The sequence below is a fragment of the Actinomadura rubteroloni genome, from assembly GCF_002911665.1.
Classification (GTDB): Bacteria; Actinomycetota; Actinomycetes; order Streptosporangiales; family Streptosporangiaceae; genus Spirillospora; species Spirillospora rubteroloni.
The window spans coordinates 1,469,263-1,488,975 of the sequence record NZ_MTBP01000001.1 but is presented as its reverse complement, the minus strand read 5'-3'; the positions used below and the strand labels follow the sequence as shown (position 1 = coordinate 1,488,975).

The window sequence follows — 19,713 nt, the reverse complement described above, 5'->3', positions numbered from 1 at the left end:
TCCCTCTCGGCGCGCGGCCGGGAACGTCGTCCGTGCGGTCCGGTCCGGGACGCGGCGGCGCCCCGGACGCGGGTCAGTAGGTCTTCGCGATCGTGCGGGCCTTCGCCAGGTCGTCGTGGTTGTCGACCTCGACCCACGCCACGTCCCCGATGGGCGCGACGGCGATCTTCGCGCCCCGGCCGACGTAGACCTGGTAGCCGTCCTCGTAGTACTGGTCGGGGTCGGCCTCCCACGTCGCCTTGAGGGCGTCGGCGAGGGCCTCGGCGGCGCCGGGCTCGATGAGCGTGGCGCCGATGTACTCGCCGGCCGCGTCCGCCGGGTCCATGAGCTTGGTGATCCGGCTCAGGTGGCCGGCGCCGTCGAGGATGACCTTCATCTCCTCGTCGGCGAGCTTCTTGACGTCGTCCACCGCGAGCAGGATGTCCGGGCCGCGGTTGGCGAGCAGGGTCTTCTCGACGCCGACCGGGTGGACGGTGTCGCCGTTCACCATGAGGACGCCCTCGGCGAAGTACTCCCGGGCGAGCCACATGGAGTAGGCGTTGTTCCACTCCTCGGCCTTGTCGTTGTGGACGAGCGTGATGGACACGCCGTAGCGCTCCTCCAGCGCCGCCTTGCGCTCCTCGACGGCCTGCGCGCAGTACCCGACGACGATCACGATCTCGGTGAGACCGACCGCGGACAGGTTGCCGAGGGCGATGTCGAGGATGGTGGTGTCGCCGTCGACCGGCACGAGCGCCTTCGGGAGCGTGTCGGTGTAGGGCCGTAGTCTGCGGCCGGCTCCCGCCGCCAGCACCATCCCGATCATGCTTTCCCTTCCTCCCGGTCGATCGTCACGCCGTCGCCGCGACCGGTCCGCGCCCAGGTGCGGACGCTCGCGACGGCGAACACCACGCCAAGGTAGACGGCGAGGGAAGCGTACGCGAACGGAAGATGTCCGAAGAGGCCCGCGAAGGCCGCCGCGAGCATCCGGCCCTCCCAGCCGAGTCCGGCGAGGACGGCCCGCTCCGGCGTCCGGAGCCCCTGGCGGGCGCGGTACACGATGTCGTGGTGGTGGAACGCGAGCACGGCGAGCAGCACGAAGATGAACGGCGGCCGAACGCCCTGTGCGAACCCCAGGACAGCGAGGTAACCATACTCGATCGCGCGCACGATGGGCGGGACAAGCCAGTCGATGCGCCCATCATGGGCATGCCCGGCCGCCGGGCCGGTGAGCAGCAGGACGACGACGGGCGCGAACAGCGCGACCCCGTGCTCGGCCCCGATCCCGGCGGCGAGCAGCACCGCCGTCGCGGCCAGCGCGACGAGCGCACCGGGCAGCGGCGGGATCTGCCCGCGCGCCGCATGCCCGAGCGCCCGGCAGAGCAACCCGTCGTCCCGCTCCCGCGACACCACACCAGGCGCGGCAGCGGTCACGGCGGCGGGGGCGGTCATCGGACGGCCATCCGTGCGGTGGACGGGCGGCGGGGCGCGGAGCGGAGGAGCCGCGCTGCGAGCGCGTAGCCCGCCGCGACGGCGTTCCAGGCGACCAGCACCGCGAGCGCGCGGCGCGCGTCCGTCGCCGCCGCGAGCACCGCGACCAGCACGAACCGCTCCCCCGACGGCAGGACGATCAGCCGCCGCAGCCAGTCCCCGCCAGGCTCGGGGACGCTCGCGTCGAACGGGTCCACGATCGACCGCGCGCGAGGGCCGCGCGGCGCGCGGACGGAGATCAGGTCCCGGACGGCGGGCAGGACCAGCGCGGCCACCGCGAGCCGCCACACCCCGGCGTCGGCGGCGCCGGCCGCCAGGCCCGCGTAGGCGAGGGCCTCCTTGCCCCGGTCGGCCGTGGCGTCCAGCCAGGCGCCGAACGGCGTGGCGGTGCCGGTGTAGCGGGCGAGCTGGCCGTCCGCGCAGTCCAGCGCGAACGCGACGAGCAGCAGCGCGCCGCCGACGACGAGCCCGGCGCGGTCGCCGCCGGAGAACCAGAGCGCGGCCAGCGCCGCCGCGACCGCCGACATGGCCGTGACGGCGTGCGGCGTCAGGTCCCGTCCGGCCGCCCACCGGACGAAGCGCGGGCTGACCGCGCCGACCGCGCGGGCGGGCAGCGACCCGTCGTCGCGGCGGACTGCGGCGGCGAGCCGGGCGGCGTCCTCGTCGGCGGCGGCGACGGCCCGCAGCGCCGCGTCCGCCGCGTCCCCGGTGCGCGGGCGCAGGCAGGGCAGCGCGCCCGCCCGGCACGCGGTCACCGGCTCCCCCGCCCGGACGAGCCCCACGAGCAGCAGCGGAACCGGGTCCTGGACGCGCAGCACGCCGTCGTCCACGAGCCCCGCGATGCGGTCGGCGAGGACGGCGAGGAAGCCCGTCCGGTCGCCGGAGACGTACAGCGCGCCGGGGAAGCCGCCGTCGGGGGCCGTCACGCGGTGCGTCGCCGAGCCCGCCGCGACCACGAGGCCCGCGCTCGTGCGGACCGGGACCGTCCCGTCGCCGGGCGGGACGGTCAGCGCGCCCGCGCCCCGCGCCGCCAGCAGCCGGGCCAGCACCTCGCCGCCCGTCGCGAGGTCGCCGGGCAGCACCGCGAGCCCGTCGCGCGCCGTCCGCGCCAGCCGCGCGATCTCCCGCAGGACGGCGGTCTCGCCGGCACACTCGGTCACCGCCCGGCCGACGGCGCGCAGCGCGGGTGCGACGTCCGGACGGGCCAGGACGCGCTGGTCCGGTACGTTGAGGGCGGCGAGCCTGTCGGCGAGGGCGTCCACCAGGCCGGTCAGCGCGGCCGGGTCGGCGTCCCGCGCGGTCGCGACGATCACGGCCACGGTCATCGGCGCCTCCGCCCGGCGGTCTCGTCGCACACGGTTGCACAGCGTAGCGGTTCGGTCACGAGGGTCCCGGGAGATGTCGATGCGAACGGTCGCCGTGGTGCTCGCCGGCGGGATCGGGCAGCGGATGGGCGCGGGGCGGCCCAAACAGTTCCTGGAGGTCGGCGGGCGGCCCATCCTGTCCCTCGCCGTCGCGGCGTTCGACGCCCATCCCGGCGTGGATGCGGTCGTCGTCGTCATGGCCGCCGGTCACCTGCGCGCCGCCGCCGCGCTCACCGCCCCGTACGGGAAGGTCGCCGCCGTGGTCGAGGGCGGCGACACGCGGACGGCGTCGACCGTCGCGGCGCTCACCGCGCTGGCCGCCGAGCACGACGACGCGAAGGTCCTGTTCCACGACGCGGCCCGCCCGTTCGTGGACGCCGCCACCATCGACCGGGTGCTGGCCGCCCTGGACGAGGCGGACGCGGTCGCGGTCGGAGTCCCCTCCGCCGACACGATCGTGGAGGTCGCCGACGGGACGGTCGCCGCGATGCCCGCGCGGCACACGCTCGTCCGGTTCCAGACGCCGCAGGGTTTCCGGCTCGGCCTCATCCGCGCCGCCTACGACCGGGCGCTCGCCGACCCGGCGCTGCACGCCACCGACGACTGCGGCATCGTCCACCGCTACCTGCCGGACGTCCCGATCCGCGTCGTGGCGGGCGACGAGCGCAACCTCAAGGTCACCCACCCCCTCGACATCGTCATCGCCGAACACCTCGCCACCGAGACGGAGACCGTGTGATCTTCGAGCAGACCCCCACCGTCATCGGCCACCGCGGCGCGGGCTCGGGCGACGTCCCGGTCCCCGGGCGCGGAACGGTCGCCGAGAACACCCTCGCCTCGATCCTCGCCGCCGCCGAGGCCGGGCTGTCGTGGGTCGAGATCGACGTGACCCGGACGTCCGACGACCGGCTCGTCCTGCGGCACGACCCGACCGGGCCGGACGGGAGCTTCCTCGTGGAGGGCAGCGCGGAGGCGTCCGGGCTGCCGTCGCTGGAGGAGATCTTCGCGGCGACGCCGACGGACATCGCGCTGGATCTGGACGTCAAGACCGTCCTGGAGGACGCCGTGGACGCCCCGTCCCGGCGGACCGGCGCGCTCCTGCTGCCGCTGCTGCGCCGCGAGGCCGCGCGGCGCCGGCTGATGGTGACGTCGTTCGACCCCGGCCTTCTGGCCTTCCTGCGCGACGAACTGCCCGGGGTGCCGCTCGGGCTGCTGACCTGGCTGCGGTTCCCGCTCTGGCACGGCGTGTCGGCCGCCGCCGGGCTCGGGCTCCAGGCCGTCGCGCTGCACACGGCGTCCTGCGGGTTCGACCACCCCGACACGCGGCTGCGGTCGCTGGAGCACAACGTCGCGACCGCGCACGAGGCCGGGCTCGACGTCATGGTCTGGTGCCCGAAGGCGGCCGAGGCCGCGCGCTACGCCGACGCCGGGGTGGACGCGATGGTCGTCAACGAGATCCCCGGCGTGCTCGCGGCGCTCGGCCGCTAGCGGTTCCCCCCGTACATCCGCGTCCACTCGCCGGGCTCCTCGTCGTCCCCGGGCTTGCGCCCGGCGGGCGGCGCGGCGGGCGGCGCCTCGGACGCGGACGGCGGCGTGTACGGCTGCGGCGGGCCGGGCGGGACCGACGGCGGCGCGTAGGGCGGCGGCGCGTCGGACGCGGGCGGCGTGAACGGCTGTCCCTCGGGCGCGCCGGACGGCGGCGTGTACGCGCCGGGCGCGGACGGCGGCGCGTAGGGCTGCGGGGCCTCGGGCGCGCGCGGCGGGCCGTACTGCGGCAGCGCGGGCGGCGGTGCCTGGTGCCGGGCCTGGTGCGGGGGCTGCGCCAGCGGACGTCCGCCCGGCAGCGGCCCGCCGTGCGCCGGACGGCGGCGGCCCTGCCAGCGCGACGGCGGCAGCGACGCGACGAACAGCGCCGTGCCGAGCAGCAGGAAGACCCCGAGCGTCCCGAGCGTGGTGAACCCGCGGGCGTACCGCGCGGGCTTGACGTGCATGAACCAGTGCAGCGCCTGCGTCGGCGCGAGGACGTACACCAGCCCGACCGTCCCGTACACGACGCCGGGCACCAGCGACGCGAACGGCGACAGCCGCGACCCCGCCGCGAGCCCGAGCAGCAGCCCCGCGACGACGATCGCGAGCGTCACCAGCGCCTTGTCACCGGCCCCCAGCCGGAAGTACACGTACATGCGCTGCGCCCGGTCGAGCGCGAAGAGCATGCAGCCGAGGCTGACCACCGTCACCAGGACACCGGCGACGACGCCCAGGGCGTGCCGCGCTCCGTTCGACATGGACGACCTCCTTAGCCGGACGAATCGTCATGATTCCGTCCCAGGAGGTCAGACGCCAGGCCCAGGCCCCAGGTTCAGGGTTTGGCGGGAGTCGGCTGGCCGAGGCGCGGCGGGCTCGTCAGGAAGCCCACGCCCCACGACAGGTGCATCGTCGCGAGGACGAGCGGCAGCCGCAGCCACGCCGACACCGGCAGCCCCCGGCCCTCCACGGCCGCGCCCGCGATGATCGCGAGAGCGTAGCCGCCGGGCAGGACGAACGCGGGCCAGAACCCGGCCGCGCCGGCGACCGTCCCGACGATGATCCCGGCGACGGCGAACGGCGGGGCGAGGTAGCGGACGTTCAGCGTCCCCTGGTGCTCGCGGCCGACGACGCGCCGCCAGCGGCCGGTGTGGAAGTACTGCCGGGCGAGCGCGCGCAGGTTCGGCCGGGGACGGTACGTCACGCGCATCCGGGGCGTGAAGAAGATCCGCCCGCCCGTCTGCCGGATGCGGTGGTTCATCTCCCAGTCCTGCGCGCGGACGAACGTCTCGTCGTAATAACCGACGCGCTCCAGCGCGCTGCGGCGGAACGTCCCGAGGTAGACGGTCTCGACCTCGCCGGCCTCGCCGCCGGTGTGGAAGCGGGCGTTGCCGACGCCGAGCTTGGACGTCATCGCGCGCGCGACGGCCTTCTCGAACGGGGTCGTCCCCTCGGCGGCCATGATCCCGCCGACGTTGTCCGCCCCGGTCTCCTCCATCGTCTCGACCGCCGCGCGGACGTAGTCGCCGGGCAGCAGCGAGTGCCCGTCCACCCGGACGATGATCGAGTACTGGGAAGCCTTGATCGCGATGTTGAGGCCCTGCGGGGTGCGTCCGGTCGGGTTCGGGACGACGACGAGCCGCGGATCCTCGGCCGACAGCCGGGACGCGATCTCTTCCGTGCGGTCCCGGGACGGCCCGACGGCCAGCACGAGTTCCAGTTCGCCCGGATAGTCCTGGTCGAGGATGCGCCGGACGGCGTCGGTGAGATGACGCTCCTCATTGAGGACGGGCATGATCACCGAAACGGCGGGCCAGGTGCGGTCGCCCGCGGCCGGCCCTGCGCCCGGTTCCCGGTCCGGGTGGGCGCTCTGCGCGTGGGGAGACGGATTCATACTCGCGGGCGCGGTTCGCCCCATTCCTCTCTTGCTCACTGGCGTCCACGGCCCCGGCATCGCCGGGTGCGGTCGAGACGGCGCAACGTTACCGGAAGAAGGGGACACAGGCCCTGGCTAACGAACGGTCCGCCCTTCCCCACCTTAAAGTGGTGGGCGTTCGCGTTCCACGACCGGCGATTCCAGGAGGCGGCGGGCGGCATGGCAGACCGGCACGACGCGGGGGACGGCGCCGACCCGCTGGAGCGCTACTTCCGGCCGCGTCCGGGCGGCGCGCCCGCCGACGACGCCCCGGGCGAGGGCGTCACGATCGACGGCGCGCCCGCGCCCCGGGTGTCGGTGGAGACGCCGCGCGGCCCGCGGCGGCCGGGCCCGACGCTCAGCCCGCGCGCGGCGGTCGCGGCCCGGCGGCAGCGCCGGTTCCTCACGACGACGGGCGTGATGTCGGCGTTCGTGCTGCTCACGGCGGGCGGCGCGTGGGCGTTCCAGAACTATGTGACCGGCGCGATCGACCGGGTGTCGGTCGGCGGGCTCGGCTCCGACGGCGGGCCGAAGGGCGCGATGACGATCCTCGTCGCGGGCGTGGACCGCCGCGAGGGCCTGACCCGCGAGCAGCAGCACGCCGCAAAGCTCGGGCACGACGCGGGCGAGCGGTCGGACACGATGCTGCTCGTCCACATCTCCCAGGACCACGACAAGGTGTCGGTGGTGAGCCTGCCGCGCGACTCCAACGTCATGATCCCGAGTCACCGGTCCAACGGCACCGAGGGCGCGAAGGGCGCGCAGGTCCCGGCCCGGCGCGGCAAGCTGACCTGGGCGTACCAGTTCGGCGGCCCGGACCTGACGGTCAAGACGATCAAGCAGGCGACCGGCGTCCCGATCGACCACTACGTCGAGGTCAACTTCTACGGCTTCGTGAACATGGTGGACGCGCTCGGCGGCGTGGACGTCTGCACCGAGCAGCCCATCGACGACGCCAAGAGCGGCCTGAAGCTGCCCGCCGGCAAGTCCCATCTGGACGGCCTGAAGGCGCTCGGCTACTCCCGCGCCCGGTACACGCTCACCGGCGGCAGCGACCTCGGCCGCATCGACCGGCAGCAGCAGCTCCTGGCGCAGATGATGAAGCAGGCGCTGTCGTCCAAGACGCTGAGCGACCCGGTGAAGTCGGCGCGGTTCCTCAACGCCGCGCTGAAGTCGCTCCGGGTCGACGACAAGCTGGCCAAGAACCTGCCGAAGCTCGCGAACCAGATGCAGGACCTGTCCACCGACAGCGTCACGTTCGCGAAGGTGCCGCTCGCCAACGACAACTACAACGCGATCCTGTGGAACGCGGCGACCCCGCAGTCCACGGTCCTGTGGGACGACCACCGCGCCGACGACCTGTTCTCCCGCCTCCGCCGGGACCGGCCGCTCGCGCCGGAGCCGAAGGCGAGCCCGACGGCGTCGCCGTCCGCGCCCGCGTCCGATCTGCCGACCGTCCGGCCGTCCGCCGTCACGGTGCGGGTGCTGAACGCGGTCGGGACGCAGGGCCTCGCGGCGCGCGCCGCCGGGGACCTGCGCGACGTCGGGTTCCGGACGGTCGTCGTGCCGGGCGTCGCGCGGCGCGGCCTCGCCCACACGCAGATCCAGTACGGCCCCGGTCAGGAGGACGCCGCGAAGACCCTCGCCGCCGCGCTGCCCGGCGTGAAGACCAAGAAGGTCGCCGCACTCGGGTCGCGCGTGCAGGTGCTCGTCGGCTCCGACTGGGACGGCGCGCAGAAGCCGAAGCTCGGGTCCGCCCCGGCCCCGGCGGCGACGCCGTCCGCGAACACGCTCCAGACCGACACCGCCACCAAGAAGCTCTGCAAGTGACCTACTTGAGGAGCTGGCGCGCGATGACCATCCGCTGGATCTGGTTGGTGCCCTCGTAGATCTGGGTGATCTTCGCGTCCCGCATCATGCGCTCCACCGGGAACTCGCGGGTGTAGCCGTAGCCGCCGAGGAGCTGCACGGCGTCGGTCGTCACGTCCATCGCGACGTCGGAGGCCAGCGCCTTGCACGCCGACGACACGAACGTGAGGTCGGGGATCGTCTCGCCGTGGAAGGCCCGCTCGGACTTGATCGCCGCGTGGTAGGTGAGCTGCCGCGCGCCCTCCAGCCGCATCGCCATGTCCGCCAGCATGAACTGGACGCCCTGGAAGTCGGCGATCGGCTTCCCGAACTGGCGGCGCTCCTTGACGTAGCCGAGCGCGTAGTCCAGCGCGCCCTGCGCGATGCCGAGCGCCTGCGCGGCGATCGTGATGCGCGTGTGGTCGAGCGTGGCCAGCGCGGTCTTGAACCCGGTGCCCTCGCCGCCGATGATCCGGTCGGCGGGGATCCGGACGTTCTCCAGGATCACCTGGCGCGTCGGGGACCCCTTGATGCCGAGCTTGCGCTCCTTCGGCGCGAACGACACGCCCTCGTCGGACTTCTCCACGACGAACGCCGAGATGCCGCGCGCGCCCTTGCCGGGGTCCGTCACGGCCATGACCGTGTAGTACTCCGACACCCCGGCGTTGGTGATCCACATCTTGGCGCCGTTCAGCACCCAGTGGTCGCCGTCGCGCACCGCGCGGGTCTTCATGCCCGCCGCGTCCGAGCCCGCGTCGGCCTCGGAGAGCGCGTAGGAGAACATCGCCTCGCCGCGCGCCACCGGAGTCAGATATTTTTTCTTCAGCTCGTCCGCTCCGGACAGCAGCACCGGAACGGTGCCGAGCTTGTTGACCGCCGGGATCAGCGAGGACGACGCGCACGCGCGCGCCACCTCCTCGATCACGATCACGGTGGCCAGCGCGTCGGCGCCGGCACCGCCGTACTGCTCCGGGACGTGGACGGCGTGCAGGTCGTTCTGCACCAGCGCGTCCAGCGCCTCCTGCGGGAACCGGGACTCCTCGTCGACCTCCGCGGCGTGCGGGGCGATCTTGGCGTCGGCGAGCTCGCGTACCGTCCGCCGGAGCAGTTCGTGCTCCTCCGACGGCGCGTAAGCAGGAAAGTCGGAACTCATACCGGGAATGCTACCCGGGAGTATCAGGGCCGTACCGGCCCGTCTCCGCAGGGAGACACGGCAGAGAGAGGAAGTCGCCTTGGCGCTTCGCCTGACGGTCATCGGGACCGGCTACCTGGGTGCGACCCACGCCGCGTGCATGGCCGACCTCGGGTTCGAGGTGGTCGGGCTCGACGTGGACGCGGGCAAGGTCGCGCGGCTCGCGAACGGCGACCTGCCGTTCTACGAGCCCGGACTGGAGCCGCTGCTGCGCCGGGGCCTGGAGAACGGGCGGCTGCGCTTCACGACGTCGGTGGCGGAGGCGGCCGAGTTCGGGGACGTCCACTTCCTGTGCGTCGGCACCCCGCAGCGGGCCGGCGAGTACGCGGCCGACCTCACCTACGTCGAGGACGCCGTGACCGCGCTCGCGCCCCTGCTGCGCCGCCCGGCGATCATCGTCGGGAAGTCGACCGTCCCGGTCGGGACGGCCGCGCGGCTCGCCGCCCGGGTCGCCAAGCTCGCTCCCGCCGGGGACGACGTCCTGCTCGCCTGGAACCCCGAGTTCCTGCGCGAGGGCTACGCCGTCCAGGACACCGAGCGGCCCGACCGGATCGTCGTCGGCCTGCCGCCCGACCCCGAGTCCGCCGAGCGGGCCGAGCGGGCGCTGCGCGAGGTCTACGCCAACCCGCTCGCGGTCGGGACGCCGTTCATCACGACCGACTACGCGACGTCCGAGCTGGTCAAAGTGTCGGCGAACGCGTTCCTCGCCACCAAGATCTCCTTCATCAACGCGATGGCGGAGGTCTGCGAGGCCGCGCACGCCGACGTCACCAAGCTGTCGGAGGCCCTCTCCCACGACGACCGGATCGGCGGCAAGTTCCTCGGCCCCGGCCTCGGCTTCGGCGGCGGCTGCCTGCCCAAGGACATCCGCGCGTTCATGGCCCGCGCGGGCGAACTCGGCGTGGACCAGGCCCTGACGTTCCTGCGCGAGGTGGACGAGATCAACATCCGCCGCCGCATCCGCATGGTCGATCTGGCCCGCCACCTGCTCGGCGGCTCCTTCATCGGCCGGACGGTCGGCGTCCTCGGCGCGGCGTTCAAACCGAACTCCGACGACGTCCGCGACTCCCCCGCCCTCGACGTGGCGGCCTCGATCCGCGCGCAGGGCGCCAAGGTCACCGTCTACGACCCGCAGGCGATGGAGAACGCCCGCCGCGCGCAACCGACCCTCGAATTCGGCGCGTCCGCGCTCGACGCCGTCCGCGACGCCCACGCCGTCCTGCTCCTCACCGAATGGCGCGAGTTCCGCGACATGGACCCGGCGACCCTCGCCGGCGCCGTCGCCGAACGCAAGATCGTGGACGGCCGAAACGCCCTCGACCCCGAGACCTGGCGCGCCGCCGGCTGGACCTACCGAGCCCTCGGCCGGCCCTGACCACCGGAACAGGCGGGGCGTCCGGCGGGTTGGTTCCGGTATGAGCGAGTTCGCGGACGACGTGGTCATCGGGAAGCTGCTCGAAGCGAAGACGTGGGCCTTCGTCGGGCTGGACGGCAATCCGCTGCGCGAGGTGTACCGGCAGGCGCGGCTGGCGCAGCGGGCCGGGGCCCGCATCATCCCGGTGCATCCGGACGGGAAGGACGTGCTCGGCGAGACGGCGTACGCGTCGCTGGACGAGGTGCCCGAGCCCATCGACGTCGTCGCCGTCTACCGCCGGTCGGAGTTCGCGGGCGCGGTGATCGACCAGGCCGTCGCGGTGGGGGCCGGGGCCGTCTGGACGCCGCTCGACGTCGTGGACGAGGCCGCCGCGCGACGCGCGAAGGCGGCGGGGCTCGACGTCGTCATGAACCGCTGCCCCGCCGTCGAGCGCCACCGCCGCGCCCCGCGCTGACCCCCGCCCCACACGGGCACGCCGCCCTGCACAGGCAGGTGCGTCGCTCGGCGTCGGCGGATGGACGGGGCGGGCGGGGCGGCGGGTGCGGGCCGGGTCAGAGGGACTGGCGGAGGCGCTCGCCCTTGGCCTTGGCCTGGGCGTAGAGGTCCTGCTGGAAGTCCCGCATGCGGGTCTGGAGCGCGGGGTCGGAGGCGGCGAGGATGCGGACCGCCAGGAGGCCCGCGTTGCGCGCCGCGCCCACGGCCACCGTGGCGACCGGGACTCCGGCGGGCATCTGGACGATCGAGAGCAGCGAGTCCATGCCGTCCAGGTACTTCAGCGGCACCGGCACGCCGATCACCGGCAGCGGCGTCACCGAGGCGAGCATGCCGGGCAGGTGCGCCGCGCCGCCGGCCCCGGCGATGATCACGCGCAGACCGCGGGAGGCGGCGGACTCGCCGTAGGCGATCATGTCCTGCGGCATCCGGTGCGCCGAGACGACGTCCGCCTCGAACGGCACGTCGAACTCCGCCAGCGCGTCGGCGGCGGCCTCCATGACGGGCCAGTCCGAGTCGCTGCCCATCACCACGCCCACGACCGGGCTCATCGCTTCCCCTCCATCGCCGGACCCCAGCGCAGGAAGTCGGCGGCGTGCCGCGCGCGCTCCCGCAGGTCCGAAAGGTCGGATCCGGACACGTTCACGTGCCCGATCTTGCGGCCGGGCCGCGACTCCTTGCCGTACAGGTGGATCTTGACGCCCGGGTCGTGCGCCATCACGTGGAAGTAGCGCGGGAAGACGTCCGGGTCGTCGCCGCCGAGCACGTTCGCCATGACGGTGTAGGGAGCGGTCGGCTCGGTGGAGCCGAGCGGCAGGTCCAGGACGGCCCGCAGGTGCTGCTCGAACTGGGACGTCCGGGACCCGTCGATCGTCCAGTGCCCGGAGTTGTGCGGGCGCATCGCCAGTTCGTTGACCAGCACGCCGTCCGCCGTCTCGAACAGCTCGACGGCGAGCAGCCCGGTCACGCCGAGCCGTTCGGCGACGTCCAGCGCGAGGCTCTGCGCCTGCGCGGACCGTTCCTCCGACAGGCCCGGGGCGGGTGCGATGACCTCGACGCAGATGCCGTCCTCCTGGACGGTCTCCACCACCGGGTACGCCGCGCCCTGCCCGTACGGGGAGCGCGCGACGAGCGCGGCCAGCTCCCGCCGGAACGGCACCTTCTCCTCCACCAGGAGGTCGACGCCCTCGGCCTGGAGCCGCGCGGCCAGCGCGACGTCGCCGGTCACCCAGACGCCCTTGCCGTCGTAGCCGCCCCGCGCCGCCTTCAGGACGAACGGGGACCCGTGCTCGCGGGCGAACGCGGCGAGGAACCCGGCGGGGTCGTCGGCGGGGACGCGCGCGAACGCCGGGCACGGCACGCCGAGCGCGCTCAGCCGCTCCCGCATCACGCCCTTGTCCTGCGCGTTGAGCAGGGCCTCCGGGCCCGGACGGCACGGAACGCCCGCCGCCTCGACGGCCTCGATGTGCGCTCCGGGGACGTGCTCGTGGTCGAACGTGACCACGTCGCAGCCCTTGGCGAAGGCGAGCAGGTCGGGCAGGGACCGGTCGTCGCCGAGCCGGACGTCCGCCACCACCTGCGCGGCCGACTCCGCCGGGTCACCGGCGAGGACGCGCAACGGCACGCCGAGCGCGATCGCGGCCTGCTGGGTCATCCGGGCGAGCTGTCCCCCGCCCGCCATCCCGACCACCGGGACGTGCACTGCATCTGTCACGGACAGCAAGGTTATCCGCAGGTGTGGACCAAAGGTCGTCCGCCCGTGCGCGTGACCGTCCGTGAACCGGGCATGACGGACGGAGAGGAACACGACGGGACCTATGGCGTTCCGCCGAACCGGGCGCGAAGGGCGTCTATTCTCAATGTGCCTTGCCAATAAGGCGCCAGCTTGTCATTCGGGGAGTTCACCACGGCCGGGGGGCCGGAAGGACGGTTACGCTTCGTGAGTCGGCTCGTCCATCTCTACCGGCGATTCGCGCACATCGTGCACGAGCTCGCGAAGTTCGGCAGCATCGGCGCGATCTCCGCCGTCATCACGTTCGGCGTCGGCAACGCGCTGCACCTCGGCCCCCTCAAGCTCGGCGAGCTGACGTCGACCGGCCTCGCGACGGTGGTCGCGGCCACGTTCGCCTACGTCGCCAACCGCTACTGGACGTTCCGCCACCGCGACCAGTCCGGCCTCGGCCGCGAGTACATGATCTTCTTCGCGCTGAACGGCGTCGGGCTGCTCATCACCTGGCTGTTCCAGGGCGTGGTCAAGTTCGGCCTGGACATGCGCGGACCGGTCGCCTACAACGGCTCGCTCGTCATCGGGACGGCCGCCGCGACCCTGTTCCGGTACTGGTCGTACAAGCGCTGGGTGTTCCTGCCCACCGAGGACCGCGAGGACACGGGCGCGCAGCCCGTCACCGGCGGCATCACCGGGCCGCTCGCGCCGCCCAGCCCGCAGGGCCAGGCCGAGTTCTCCCGGCCGACCTCGATCACGCCGGGCCGCTGACCACCCGCTCCACCGCCAGCAGCGCGTCCGCCGCCGGACGCAGGAACACCCCGAACACCGCCGGCCGCGAGTTGATCAGTTCGAGCCGGCCGCCGTCCACGATGGCCAGCGAGCGCGCCAGGTAGAGCCCGAGCCCGGTCCCCTTCCCGCTGCTCACGCTCCGCTCGAACACGCGCGCCTCCAGCTCCGGCGGGATGCCCTGCCCCTCGTCGCCGATCTCCACGACGACCGAGCTGGCGCCCTGCTTGGTGCTGATCGTGACCGTCCCCGCGCCGTGGACGAGCGAGTTGTCCAGCAGCGTCGCGACGATCTGCGACAGGCCCTCCGGGCTGGTCAGCCCGACGAGCCCGTCGTCGCCGGTGACGCGCAGGTCCCGGCCGTCCCGGCGGAAGATCGGCCGCCACTCCTCGACCTGCTGGGCGATGATCCGGTCGATCGGGGCGGCGACGGCGTCGCCGGTGCGGTCGTGCCGCGCCCGCGCCAGCAACTGCTCCACCACCGCGACGAGGCGCTCGGCCTGCGCGATGGCCGCCGCCCCTTCTTCCCGGACGACCTCGGGGTAGTCCGCCGCGTCGATCATCTCCTCCAGCCGCATCGACAGCGCCGTCAGCGGCGTGCGGAGCTGGTGGCTGGCGTCGGACGCGAACTCGCGGCTCGCCGCCAGCAGGTCGGCGATGCGGACGGCGCTGCGGTCCAGCACCTCGGCGACCCGGTCCACCTCGGGGATTCCGTAGCGGCGGCGGCGCGGCCGGGCGTTGCCGCTGCCAAGCCGGTCAGCGGTCTCGGCGAGGTCGACCAGCGGGAGCGTCAGCTTGCGGGCCTGGAACATCGCGAGGCCCACCGTGACGGCCACGCCGAGCGCGGCGAGGCTCCCGATCAGCAGGAGCTGGCGGAGCGCCTCGTCCTGCACCTCGGCGGCGGGGCGGTCCACCCGCACCCTCACCGGACCCGCGGTCCCGGCGGCGGTGAGGACGTTCGTGCCGCGCTTGTGCCGGCGCCCCGCCGTCACGGTCCGGCCGTCCGGCAGCGTGATGGTGATGAACCGTCCCGGATATGCGCGCGCGATCTTCTGCTCGTCCAATCTCTCCCGGGCCTCCAGGTTCAGGGCGACCCCGCCGAGGATCGAGGCGGCCTCCCGGCCGAGCGACTGGCGGGCCTCCTCGTAGACGAGCCTGTGCATGGCGTAGGCGAGGGGTATGCCGAGCAGCAGGATCGCGACGATCGCCACCGCGAGCGTCGACAGCAGCAGTCGGCGCCTCATCGAGGGCTCCTTCGGATCTGTGCCGTGACCGCGCGGCCGGGCCGGGGATCGCCGCTCGGGACGGCGGGCCCGGCCGCGGGACCAGGGGAACGGTGCGGCTAGTCCCCGCGCTCGAACCGGAAGCCGACGCCCCGCACGGTCGTGATGTAGCGGGGGCTGCCGGCGTCGTCGCCGAGCTTGCGGCGCAGCCAGGAAATGTGCATGTCGAGGGTCTTGGTGGAGCCCCACCAGTTGGTGTCCCACACCTCGCGCATGATCTGTTCTCGGGTCACGACCTTGCCCGCGTCGCGCACGAGGACGCGCAGCAGGTCGAACTCCTTGGTGGTGAGCTGGAGTTCCTGGTCGCCCATCCAGGCCCGGCGCGACTCGGCGTCGATCCGGACGCCCTGCACGATCGGGGTCTCGGTGCTCCCGCGGCGCAGCAGGGCGCGGACGCGCGCCAGCAGCTCGGCCAGGCGGAAGGGCTTGGTGACGTAGTCGTCGGCACCGGCGTCCAGCCCGACGACGGTATCGACCTCGTCGGCCCGGGCGGTCAAGATCAGGATCGGCACCCCGTGGCCCTCGGCACGGACCCGGCGCGCCACTTCGAGCCCGTCCAGCTCGGGCAGCCCGAGGTCGAGGACGATGAGATCAACGCCGCCCCCGAGCGCCCGCTCCAGGGCCTGCGGCCCGTCCGGGCTCACTTCGACGGTGTACCCCTCGCGCCGCAGCGCACGGGCGAGAGGCTCGGAGATGGACGTGTCGTCCTCGGCGAGCAGTACTGAGGTCATGAACCGATCGTATGGCCATTCATGAACGTTTCCCGGCGTGATCCGCGCTCTTGACCTGCGGTTTGCCACTCGTAGTACTTCCACGAACACGGATAACTCGCCCCGAATGCCCAGATGACAGTATTTATTACCCTCGGTCGCCCGGTGGAGCGCGTCCATGAGTCGGACATTCCGGGCGGCCCCCGCGCACCGGCATTGCGTGAAACATCACCAGAAGGGCCGCGCTGACCGCCCGTTTCGGCGTGTCGGGGGCAAGTCATGACGTCCCGGGCAACCTCGGCGGTGACCTCCGACTGCCCGTGCGGGGTACATCACACCGGAGGGGGCGCCACTGGCCAGAACGGGCATCCGTCGGTTACCTTAGGGGAGCCTAACCTTAGCGGCGAGGCTCCGACCTGCGCCGACGTCCACCAGCCGAGAGGTTGCCCGTCCCATGTACGTGTGCGTCTGCCACGCCGTGACGGAGGACGACGTCCGGGGCCACATGGCCCGGGGCGCGTGCCGGACCGTCCGCGACGTCAAGGCCGCCTGCGGCATGAAGCCCGGCTGCGGCTCGTGCACCCGGCGCCTCGCGTGCCTGCTCGGCGAGCAACGGGACGAGCACCCGGCCGGCAGCGAGCCCGTTCCCGCCGTCGCGGGCTGAACCGCGCGACACGGGCACTCGGTGCCTGTCCAAACACGTCGCCTCATGCGAGCATGATCCGCTATGGAAGGCGACAGGGACATCATCGCGCTGCTGAACGAGCAGCTCACGGCCGAACTCACCGCGATCAACCAGTACTTCCTGCACGCGAAGATGCAGCAGAACTGGGGGTACGCGCGGCTGGCCGCGCACACGCGCCACGAGTCGATCGACGAGATGCGGCACGCGGAGCGGATCACCGACCGGATCCTGTTCCTGGAGGGGCTGCCGAACTACCAGAAGCTCGGCACGCTCCGCATCGGGCAGACCGTCGTCGAGCAGCTCCGCGCCGACCTGGAGGTCGAGCTGGAGGCCGTCGCGCGGCTGCGGCCCGGCATCGAGCTGATGCGCTCGCGCGGCGACATCACCTCGGCGAACCTCTTCGAGGACATCCTCCGCGACGAGGAGGAGCACATCGACTACCTGGAGACCGAGCTGTTCCTGCTGGAGCAGCTCGGCGAGCAGAACTACCTGCTGCGGCTGACCGAGGCGCCGGGCAAGGACGTCACGAGCGCCAACTGACGTCGGCGGGCTTCTCCGGGGGCGGGGAGCGGCGCAGCACGTACGGCTGGACGATCCCGAGCCCGCGCACGGGCCGCCGGACGATCCGGGTCAGGGCCAGTTCGTCGGACGCGTCCAGCAGCCGCGCCAGCTCCTCGTCCACCACGACGGTGCCCGGACGGGCCAGCGAGGTAAGCCGGGCCGCGAGGTTCACGGTGGTGCCGAACACGTCGCCCATGAGCGCGAGGACGGGACCGTAGGCCACCCCGACCCGGACGTCGGGGATCTCGGTCTCGTCCTTGATCTCGGCGGCGATCGTCAGCGCGATCTCCGCCCCGACGCGCGGGGTCTCGGCGCTGAACAGCACCTCGTCGCCGAGCGTCTTGACGAGCCGGCCGCCGCACGAGGCGATGATGTCGGACGCGGTCTCCTCGAACCACTCCACGACGCGGGCGAGTTCGATCTCGTCCACCTCGCGGCTCATCTGGGTGAACGAGACCATGTCGGCGAACCCGATCGCGACGTGCGGGCGCAGCGGGCCGGTCTCGCCGCCCCGGGCCTCGGCCGTCGCGATGCCGCGCGTGGCGGCGGCGGCGAGCTGGCGCCGCCACGCGTGCAGCACGAGCGGCTCGAACTCGGTGATGTACTCGTCGGCGATCCGCAGGATGCGGTCGACGGACTCGGGAGTCGGGGCGTCGTCGGGACGGTCGCCGAGCATCGCGACCAGCAGGTTGACCTGCCATTCGGCGAGCCGTGCCATCGTCTGCCCGAAGGCCCGGACGAGCCGGATCGCGCTGTCCTCGTCCAGCACGCCGTCGTCGATGAGCGCGCGGATGCGGCCGAGCGCGGCGACGTCGCCCTCGGTGTAGGCGACGGTGTCGTCCGGCATCGAGGGGTAGCCGAACGCGCGCCAGACCCGGCCGGAGAACTCGCGGGTGACGCCGGACAGGCGCACCGCGTCCCGGCGCGTGTACCGCAGTTCGCCGCCGAGCAGCATCTCTTCGACATGTCGGGGATCCGGCAACTCCGGTGACGTCATTTGCCCCCTCCGCCCGTTCCCTTGCGCGACATATCGTGACAGATCAGCCGTCGGCGGGTCGCACGTGGACCACATCTCCCGCGCTGACGCTCCGCTCGCCGTCCGGGCCCGCGACGACGAGGCAACCCTCGTCGTCGATGTCGCGGGCGGGTCCGGTGAGCGTCCGGTCGCCCGGCAGCTCGACCCGGACGGTCCGGCCGAGCGTGGCGCAGACCTCGGTGTAGGCGGCGCGCAGGCCGGACGCCTCGGGATCGCCGCCGTGCCGCGTCCACTCCCGGTACAAAATCTCGAACTCGCGCAGGATCGCGCGCAGCAGCGGGGCGCGGTCGGCGAGCGCGGCGCCCTCGGCGCGCAGCGACGTCGCGGTCGGGACGGGCAGTTCCCCGGCCGCCGAGCTCACGTTCAGCCCGATGCCGACGATCAGCGCGTCGCCGACCTTCTCCACCAGGATCCCTGCGAGCTTGCGGTCGCCGACGAGGACGTCGTTGGGCCACTTGAGGCGGGCGTCCACGGCGGTGTCGCCACCGGAGCGGAACCGGTCCTCCCGCTCGCCGACCGCGGTGACGCGGCGGACGGCCGCCGCGACGGCCACGCCGGTCAGCAGCGGCGCCCAGCTCAGCCGGGTGACCGGCACGTCCGGGCGGACGAGCAGCGAGAACGTCAGGCCCGAGCGCGGCGGGGCCGTCCAGACACGGCCGAGGCGCCCCCGGCCGGCCGTCTGCGCCTCGGTGACGAGCACGCTTCCCTCCGGCACGCCGTTCTTCGCGGCGACGACCAGGTCGGCGTTGGTGGAGCCGGTCTCGGGGACGACGCGCAGATCCGTCCACAGCCCGCCGGGACGCAGCAGCGCCCGGCGCAGCGCCGCCTCGTGCAGCGGCGGCCGGTCGAGGTCGGCGTACGGTGACTCGCTCATCTCCCCATCCAACCTCATGGGCCCGGCGGCGCCCGGGCCGGGCGGCCACCCGAATTCATGCGTCAAGTCGGCCTTGACTCCGCCTCGACTCCACGGGTTCAATAGCCTGGCACTGGTCATCGAGCGTGTATTTCGGGGTTCGATCACATGCGAGCACCGGTGGAGGGCGTCCGCGTCGAACGGCGAGGCGTCGAGGAGCGGAGGAACCGTACGGTCACGATCCTCGTCGGCGACCGGCGCGGCCTGCTGCGGGCGGGCCTGCGCGAGAGCGTCGAACAGTCCCGTGACCTGGCGCTCGTCGGCGAGGCACACGACTACGCGGCGCTGACGCGGGCCGTGGCCGCCACCGCGCCGGACGTTCTCGTGCTCGGGCAGCTCGACGGCCGGGTCGAGCCCGCGCGGGTCGCCGCCCGGCTGCGCGTGGAGCATCCCGCCTGGTCAGGACGGTTCCTGTTGCTCAGCGACGTACCGGGGCAGGTCCGGTGCGTCCCGCCGGACCGGGCGGGCGTGCTGCTGACGAGCTGCGAACCGGAGGACTTCCGCGCCGCCGTCCGGATGCTGGCGGCGGGGTACTCGTTCGCCGCGCCGTCGGCGGGCGGTCCCGCGCACGGCCCGGCCGACGCCGCCGCCATGACCGAACGGGAACTGGACGTCCTGCGTTTTCTCGCGCGCGGCCGGACGAACGCCGAGATTTCCAAAGACCTTTCGCTGAGTGAGAGCACCGTGAAATCGCACGTGCAGAACCTGCTCAACAAACTGAATTTGCGCAACCGCGTCGCCGTGGTCATCTACGCCTACGAGAGCAGGCTCGTGGAGGTGGGCGCGACGCAGCCGGAACTGTCCCGGTGGCCGGTGCCGCGCGACGGGCGCTGA

General features: G+C 73.3%; 21 protein-coding genes. 9 read left to right on the top strand and 12 right to left on the bottom strand.

Going from position 1 to position 19,713, the window contains the following annotated elements; translation table 11 throughout:
* Window positions 1–73 precede the first annotated feature (73 nt).
* The 3 genes from BTM25_RS06635 to BTM25_RS30645 are packed head-to-tail and all read right to left on the bottom strand — an operon-like array spanning window position 74 to window position 2,795.
* Window positions 74–805, bottom strand: a complete 732-nt coding sequence (locus BTM25_RS06635; RefSeq protein WP_103561823.1) for a phosphocholine cytidylyltransferase family protein — start codon at window positions 803–805, stop codon at window positions 74–76.
* The gene (locus BTM25_RS30650; protein WP_103561822.1) at window positions 802–1,431 is read right to left on the bottom strand and encodes a DUF5941 domain-containing protein; all 630 of its coding nucleotides are present in this window, start codon (window positions 1,429–1,431) and stop codon (window positions 802–804) included. The genes BTM25_RS06635 and BTM25_RS30650 overlap by 4 nt, the downstream gene beginning before the upstream one ends.
* A complete protein-coding gene (locus BTM25_RS30645) occupies window positions 1,428–2,795 on the bottom strand; it encodes a CDP-alcohol phosphatidyltransferase family protein (RefSeq protein ID WP_103561821.1) in 1,368 nt (455 codons plus the stop codon). Before BTM25_RS30645 ends, BTM25_RS30650 begins: the two co-directional genes overlap by 4 nt.
* A 79-nt stretch (window positions 2,796–2,874) precedes the next feature.
* Here BTM25_RS30645 and ispD point away from each other — a divergent pair, with 79 nt between their 5' ends.
* Both ispD and BTM25_RS06615 read left to right on the top strand, forming a co-directional pair.
* Window positions 2,875–3,573, top strand: coding sequence for a 2-C-methyl-D-erythritol 4-phosphate cytidylyltransferase (gene ispD / locus BTM25_RS06620; protein ID WP_205647977.1), 699 nt, complete (start codon window positions 2,875–2,877; stop codon window positions 3,571–3,573).
* Window positions 3,570–4,322, top strand: a complete 753-nt coding sequence (locus tag BTM25_RS06615; RefSeq protein WP_103561819.1) for a glycerophosphodiester phosphodiesterase — start codon at window positions 3,570–3,572, stop codon at window positions 4,320–4,322. The genes ispD and BTM25_RS06615 overlap by 4 nt, the downstream gene beginning before the upstream one ends.
* Here BTM25_RS06615 and BTM25_RS29520 read toward each other — a convergent pair.
* Both BTM25_RS29520 and BTM25_RS06605 read right to left on the bottom strand, forming a co-directional pair.
* On the bottom strand, window positions 4,319–5,119 hold the full coding sequence (locus tag BTM25_RS29520) for a hypothetical protein (protein WP_168212027.1): 801 nt from the start codon (window positions 5,117–5,119) through the stop codon (window positions 4,319–4,321). The two genes, BTM25_RS06615 and BTM25_RS29520, sit on opposite strands and share 4 nt — an antisense overlap.
* Window positions 5,120–5,193: 74 nt before the next feature.
* Window positions 5,194–6,252 carry a glycosyltransferase family 2 protein gene (locus tag BTM25_RS06605; protein WP_103561818.1) on the bottom strand — a complete coding sequence of 353 codons (1,059 nt, stop codon included), beginning with the start codon at window positions 6,250–6,252 and terminating at the stop codon, window positions 5,194–5,196.
* Window positions 6,253–6,453: 201 nt separating this feature from the next.
* Between BTM25_RS06605 and BTM25_RS06600 the strand changes: the two genes are divergently transcribed.
* Window positions 6,454–8,103, top strand: a complete 1,650-nt coding sequence (locus BTM25_RS06600) for an LCP family protein (protein WP_103561817.1) — start codon at window positions 6,454–6,456, stop codon at window positions 8,101–8,103.
* A 1-nt stretch (window position 8,104) separates the two neighbouring features.
* Here BTM25_RS06600 and BTM25_RS06595 read toward each other — a convergent pair whose 3' ends face one another.
* Window positions 8,105–9,274 (bottom strand): acyl-CoA dehydrogenase, encoded by a 1,170-nt coding sequence (locus BTM25_RS06595; protein ID WP_103561816.1) that lies wholly within the window; start codon window positions 9,272–9,274, stop codon window positions 8,105–8,107.
* 79 nt (window positions 9,275–9,353) lie between these two features.
* Here BTM25_RS06595 and BTM25_RS06590 point away from each other — a divergent pair, with 79 nt between their 5' ends.
* Both BTM25_RS06590 and BTM25_RS06585 read left to right on the top strand, forming a co-directional pair.
* Window positions 9,354–10,688: a UDP-glucose dehydrogenase family protein gene (locus tag BTM25_RS06590; RefSeq protein WP_103561815.1), complete on the top strand. Its 1,335-nt coding sequence runs from the start codon at window positions 9,354–9,356 to the stop codon at window positions 10,686–10,688.
* 40 nt (window positions 10,689–10,728) lie between these two features.
* Entirely contained in the window at window positions 10,729–11,142 is a 414-nt protein-coding gene (locus BTM25_RS06585; protein WP_103561814.1) for a CoA-binding protein, read from the top strand.
* Between the two features lie 97 nt (window positions 11,143–11,239).
* Here BTM25_RS06585 and purE read toward each other — a convergent pair whose 3' ends face one another.
* Together purE and BTM25_RS06575 are read right to left on the bottom strand one after the other, a co-directional pair.
* Window positions 11,240–11,731, bottom strand: a complete 492-nt coding sequence (gene purE / locus BTM25_RS06580; protein WP_103561813.1) for a 5-(carboxyamino)imidazole ribonucleotide mutase — start codon at window positions 11,729–11,731, stop codon at window positions 11,240–11,242.
* A complete protein-coding gene (locus tag BTM25_RS06575) occupies window positions 11,728–12,894 on the bottom strand; it encodes a 5-(carboxyamino)imidazole ribonucleotide synthase (protein WP_407923370.1) in 1,167 nt (388 codons plus the stop codon). The genes purE and BTM25_RS06575 overlap by 4 nt, the downstream gene beginning before the upstream one ends.
* A gap of 225 nt (window positions 12,895–13,119) precedes the next feature.
* On the opposite strand from BTM25_RS06575, the gene BTM25_RS06570 reads away from it, so the two are divergent.
* A complete protein-coding gene (locus BTM25_RS06570) occupies window positions 13,120–13,674 on the top strand; it encodes a GtrA family protein (RefSeq protein WP_103561812.1) in 555 nt (184 codons plus the stop codon).
* Here BTM25_RS06570 and BTM25_RS06565 read toward each other — a convergent pair.
* Both BTM25_RS06565 and BTM25_RS06560 read right to left on the bottom strand, forming a co-directional pair.
* A complete protein-coding gene (locus tag BTM25_RS06565) occupies window positions 13,658–14,935 on the bottom strand; it encodes an ATP-binding protein (protein ID WP_103561811.1) in 1,278 nt (425 codons plus the stop codon). The two genes, BTM25_RS06570 and BTM25_RS06565, sit on opposite strands and share 17 nt — an antisense overlap.
* Before the next feature lie 98 nt (window positions 14,936–15,033).
* The gene (locus BTM25_RS06560) at window positions 15,034–15,705 is read right to left on the bottom strand and encodes a response regulator transcription factor (RefSeq protein WP_019629095.1); all 672 of its coding nucleotides are present in this window, start codon (window positions 15,703–15,705) and stop codon (window positions 15,034–15,036) included.
* Between the two features lie 433 nt (window positions 15,706–16,138).
* Here BTM25_RS06560 and BTM25_RS06555 point away from each other — a divergent pair, with 433 nt between their 5' ends.
* Complete coding sequence (locus BTM25_RS06555; protein WP_103561810.1) at window positions 16,139–16,348, top strand: (2Fe-2S)-binding protein; 210 nt, start codon at window positions 16,139–16,141, stop codon at window positions 16,346–16,348.
* 63 nt (window positions 16,349–16,411) lie between these two features.
* Complete coding sequence (gene bfr / locus BTM25_RS06550; RefSeq protein WP_103561809.1) at window positions 16,412–16,909, top strand: bacterioferritin; 498 nt, start codon at window positions 16,412–16,414, stop codon at window positions 16,907–16,909.
* On the opposite strand, the gene BTM25_RS06545 is transcribed toward bfr, so the two are convergent.
* Both BTM25_RS06545 and BTM25_RS06540 read right to left on the bottom strand, forming a co-directional pair.
* Window positions 16,893–17,927 carry an adenylate/guanylate cyclase domain-containing protein gene (locus tag BTM25_RS06545; protein ID WP_103561808.1) on the bottom strand — a complete coding sequence of 345 codons (1,035 nt, stop codon included), beginning with the start codon at window positions 17,925–17,927 and terminating at the stop codon, window positions 16,893–16,895. The two genes, bfr and BTM25_RS06545, sit on opposite strands and share 17 nt — an antisense overlap.
* A gap of 43 nt (window positions 17,928–17,970) precedes the next feature.
* Window positions 17,971–18,840, bottom strand: coding sequence for a biotin--[acetyl-CoA-carboxylase] ligase (locus tag BTM25_RS06540; protein WP_103561807.1), 870 nt, complete (start codon window positions 18,838–18,840; stop codon window positions 17,971–17,973).
* A 147-nt stretch (window positions 18,841–18,987) separates the two neighbouring features.
* On the opposite strand from BTM25_RS06540, the gene BTM25_RS06535 reads away from it, so the two are divergent.
* Window positions 18,988–19,713 (top strand): LuxR C-terminal-related transcriptional regulator, encoded by a 726-nt coding sequence (locus tag BTM25_RS06535; protein ID WP_103561806.1) that lies wholly within the window; start codon window positions 18,988–18,990, stop codon window positions 19,711–19,713.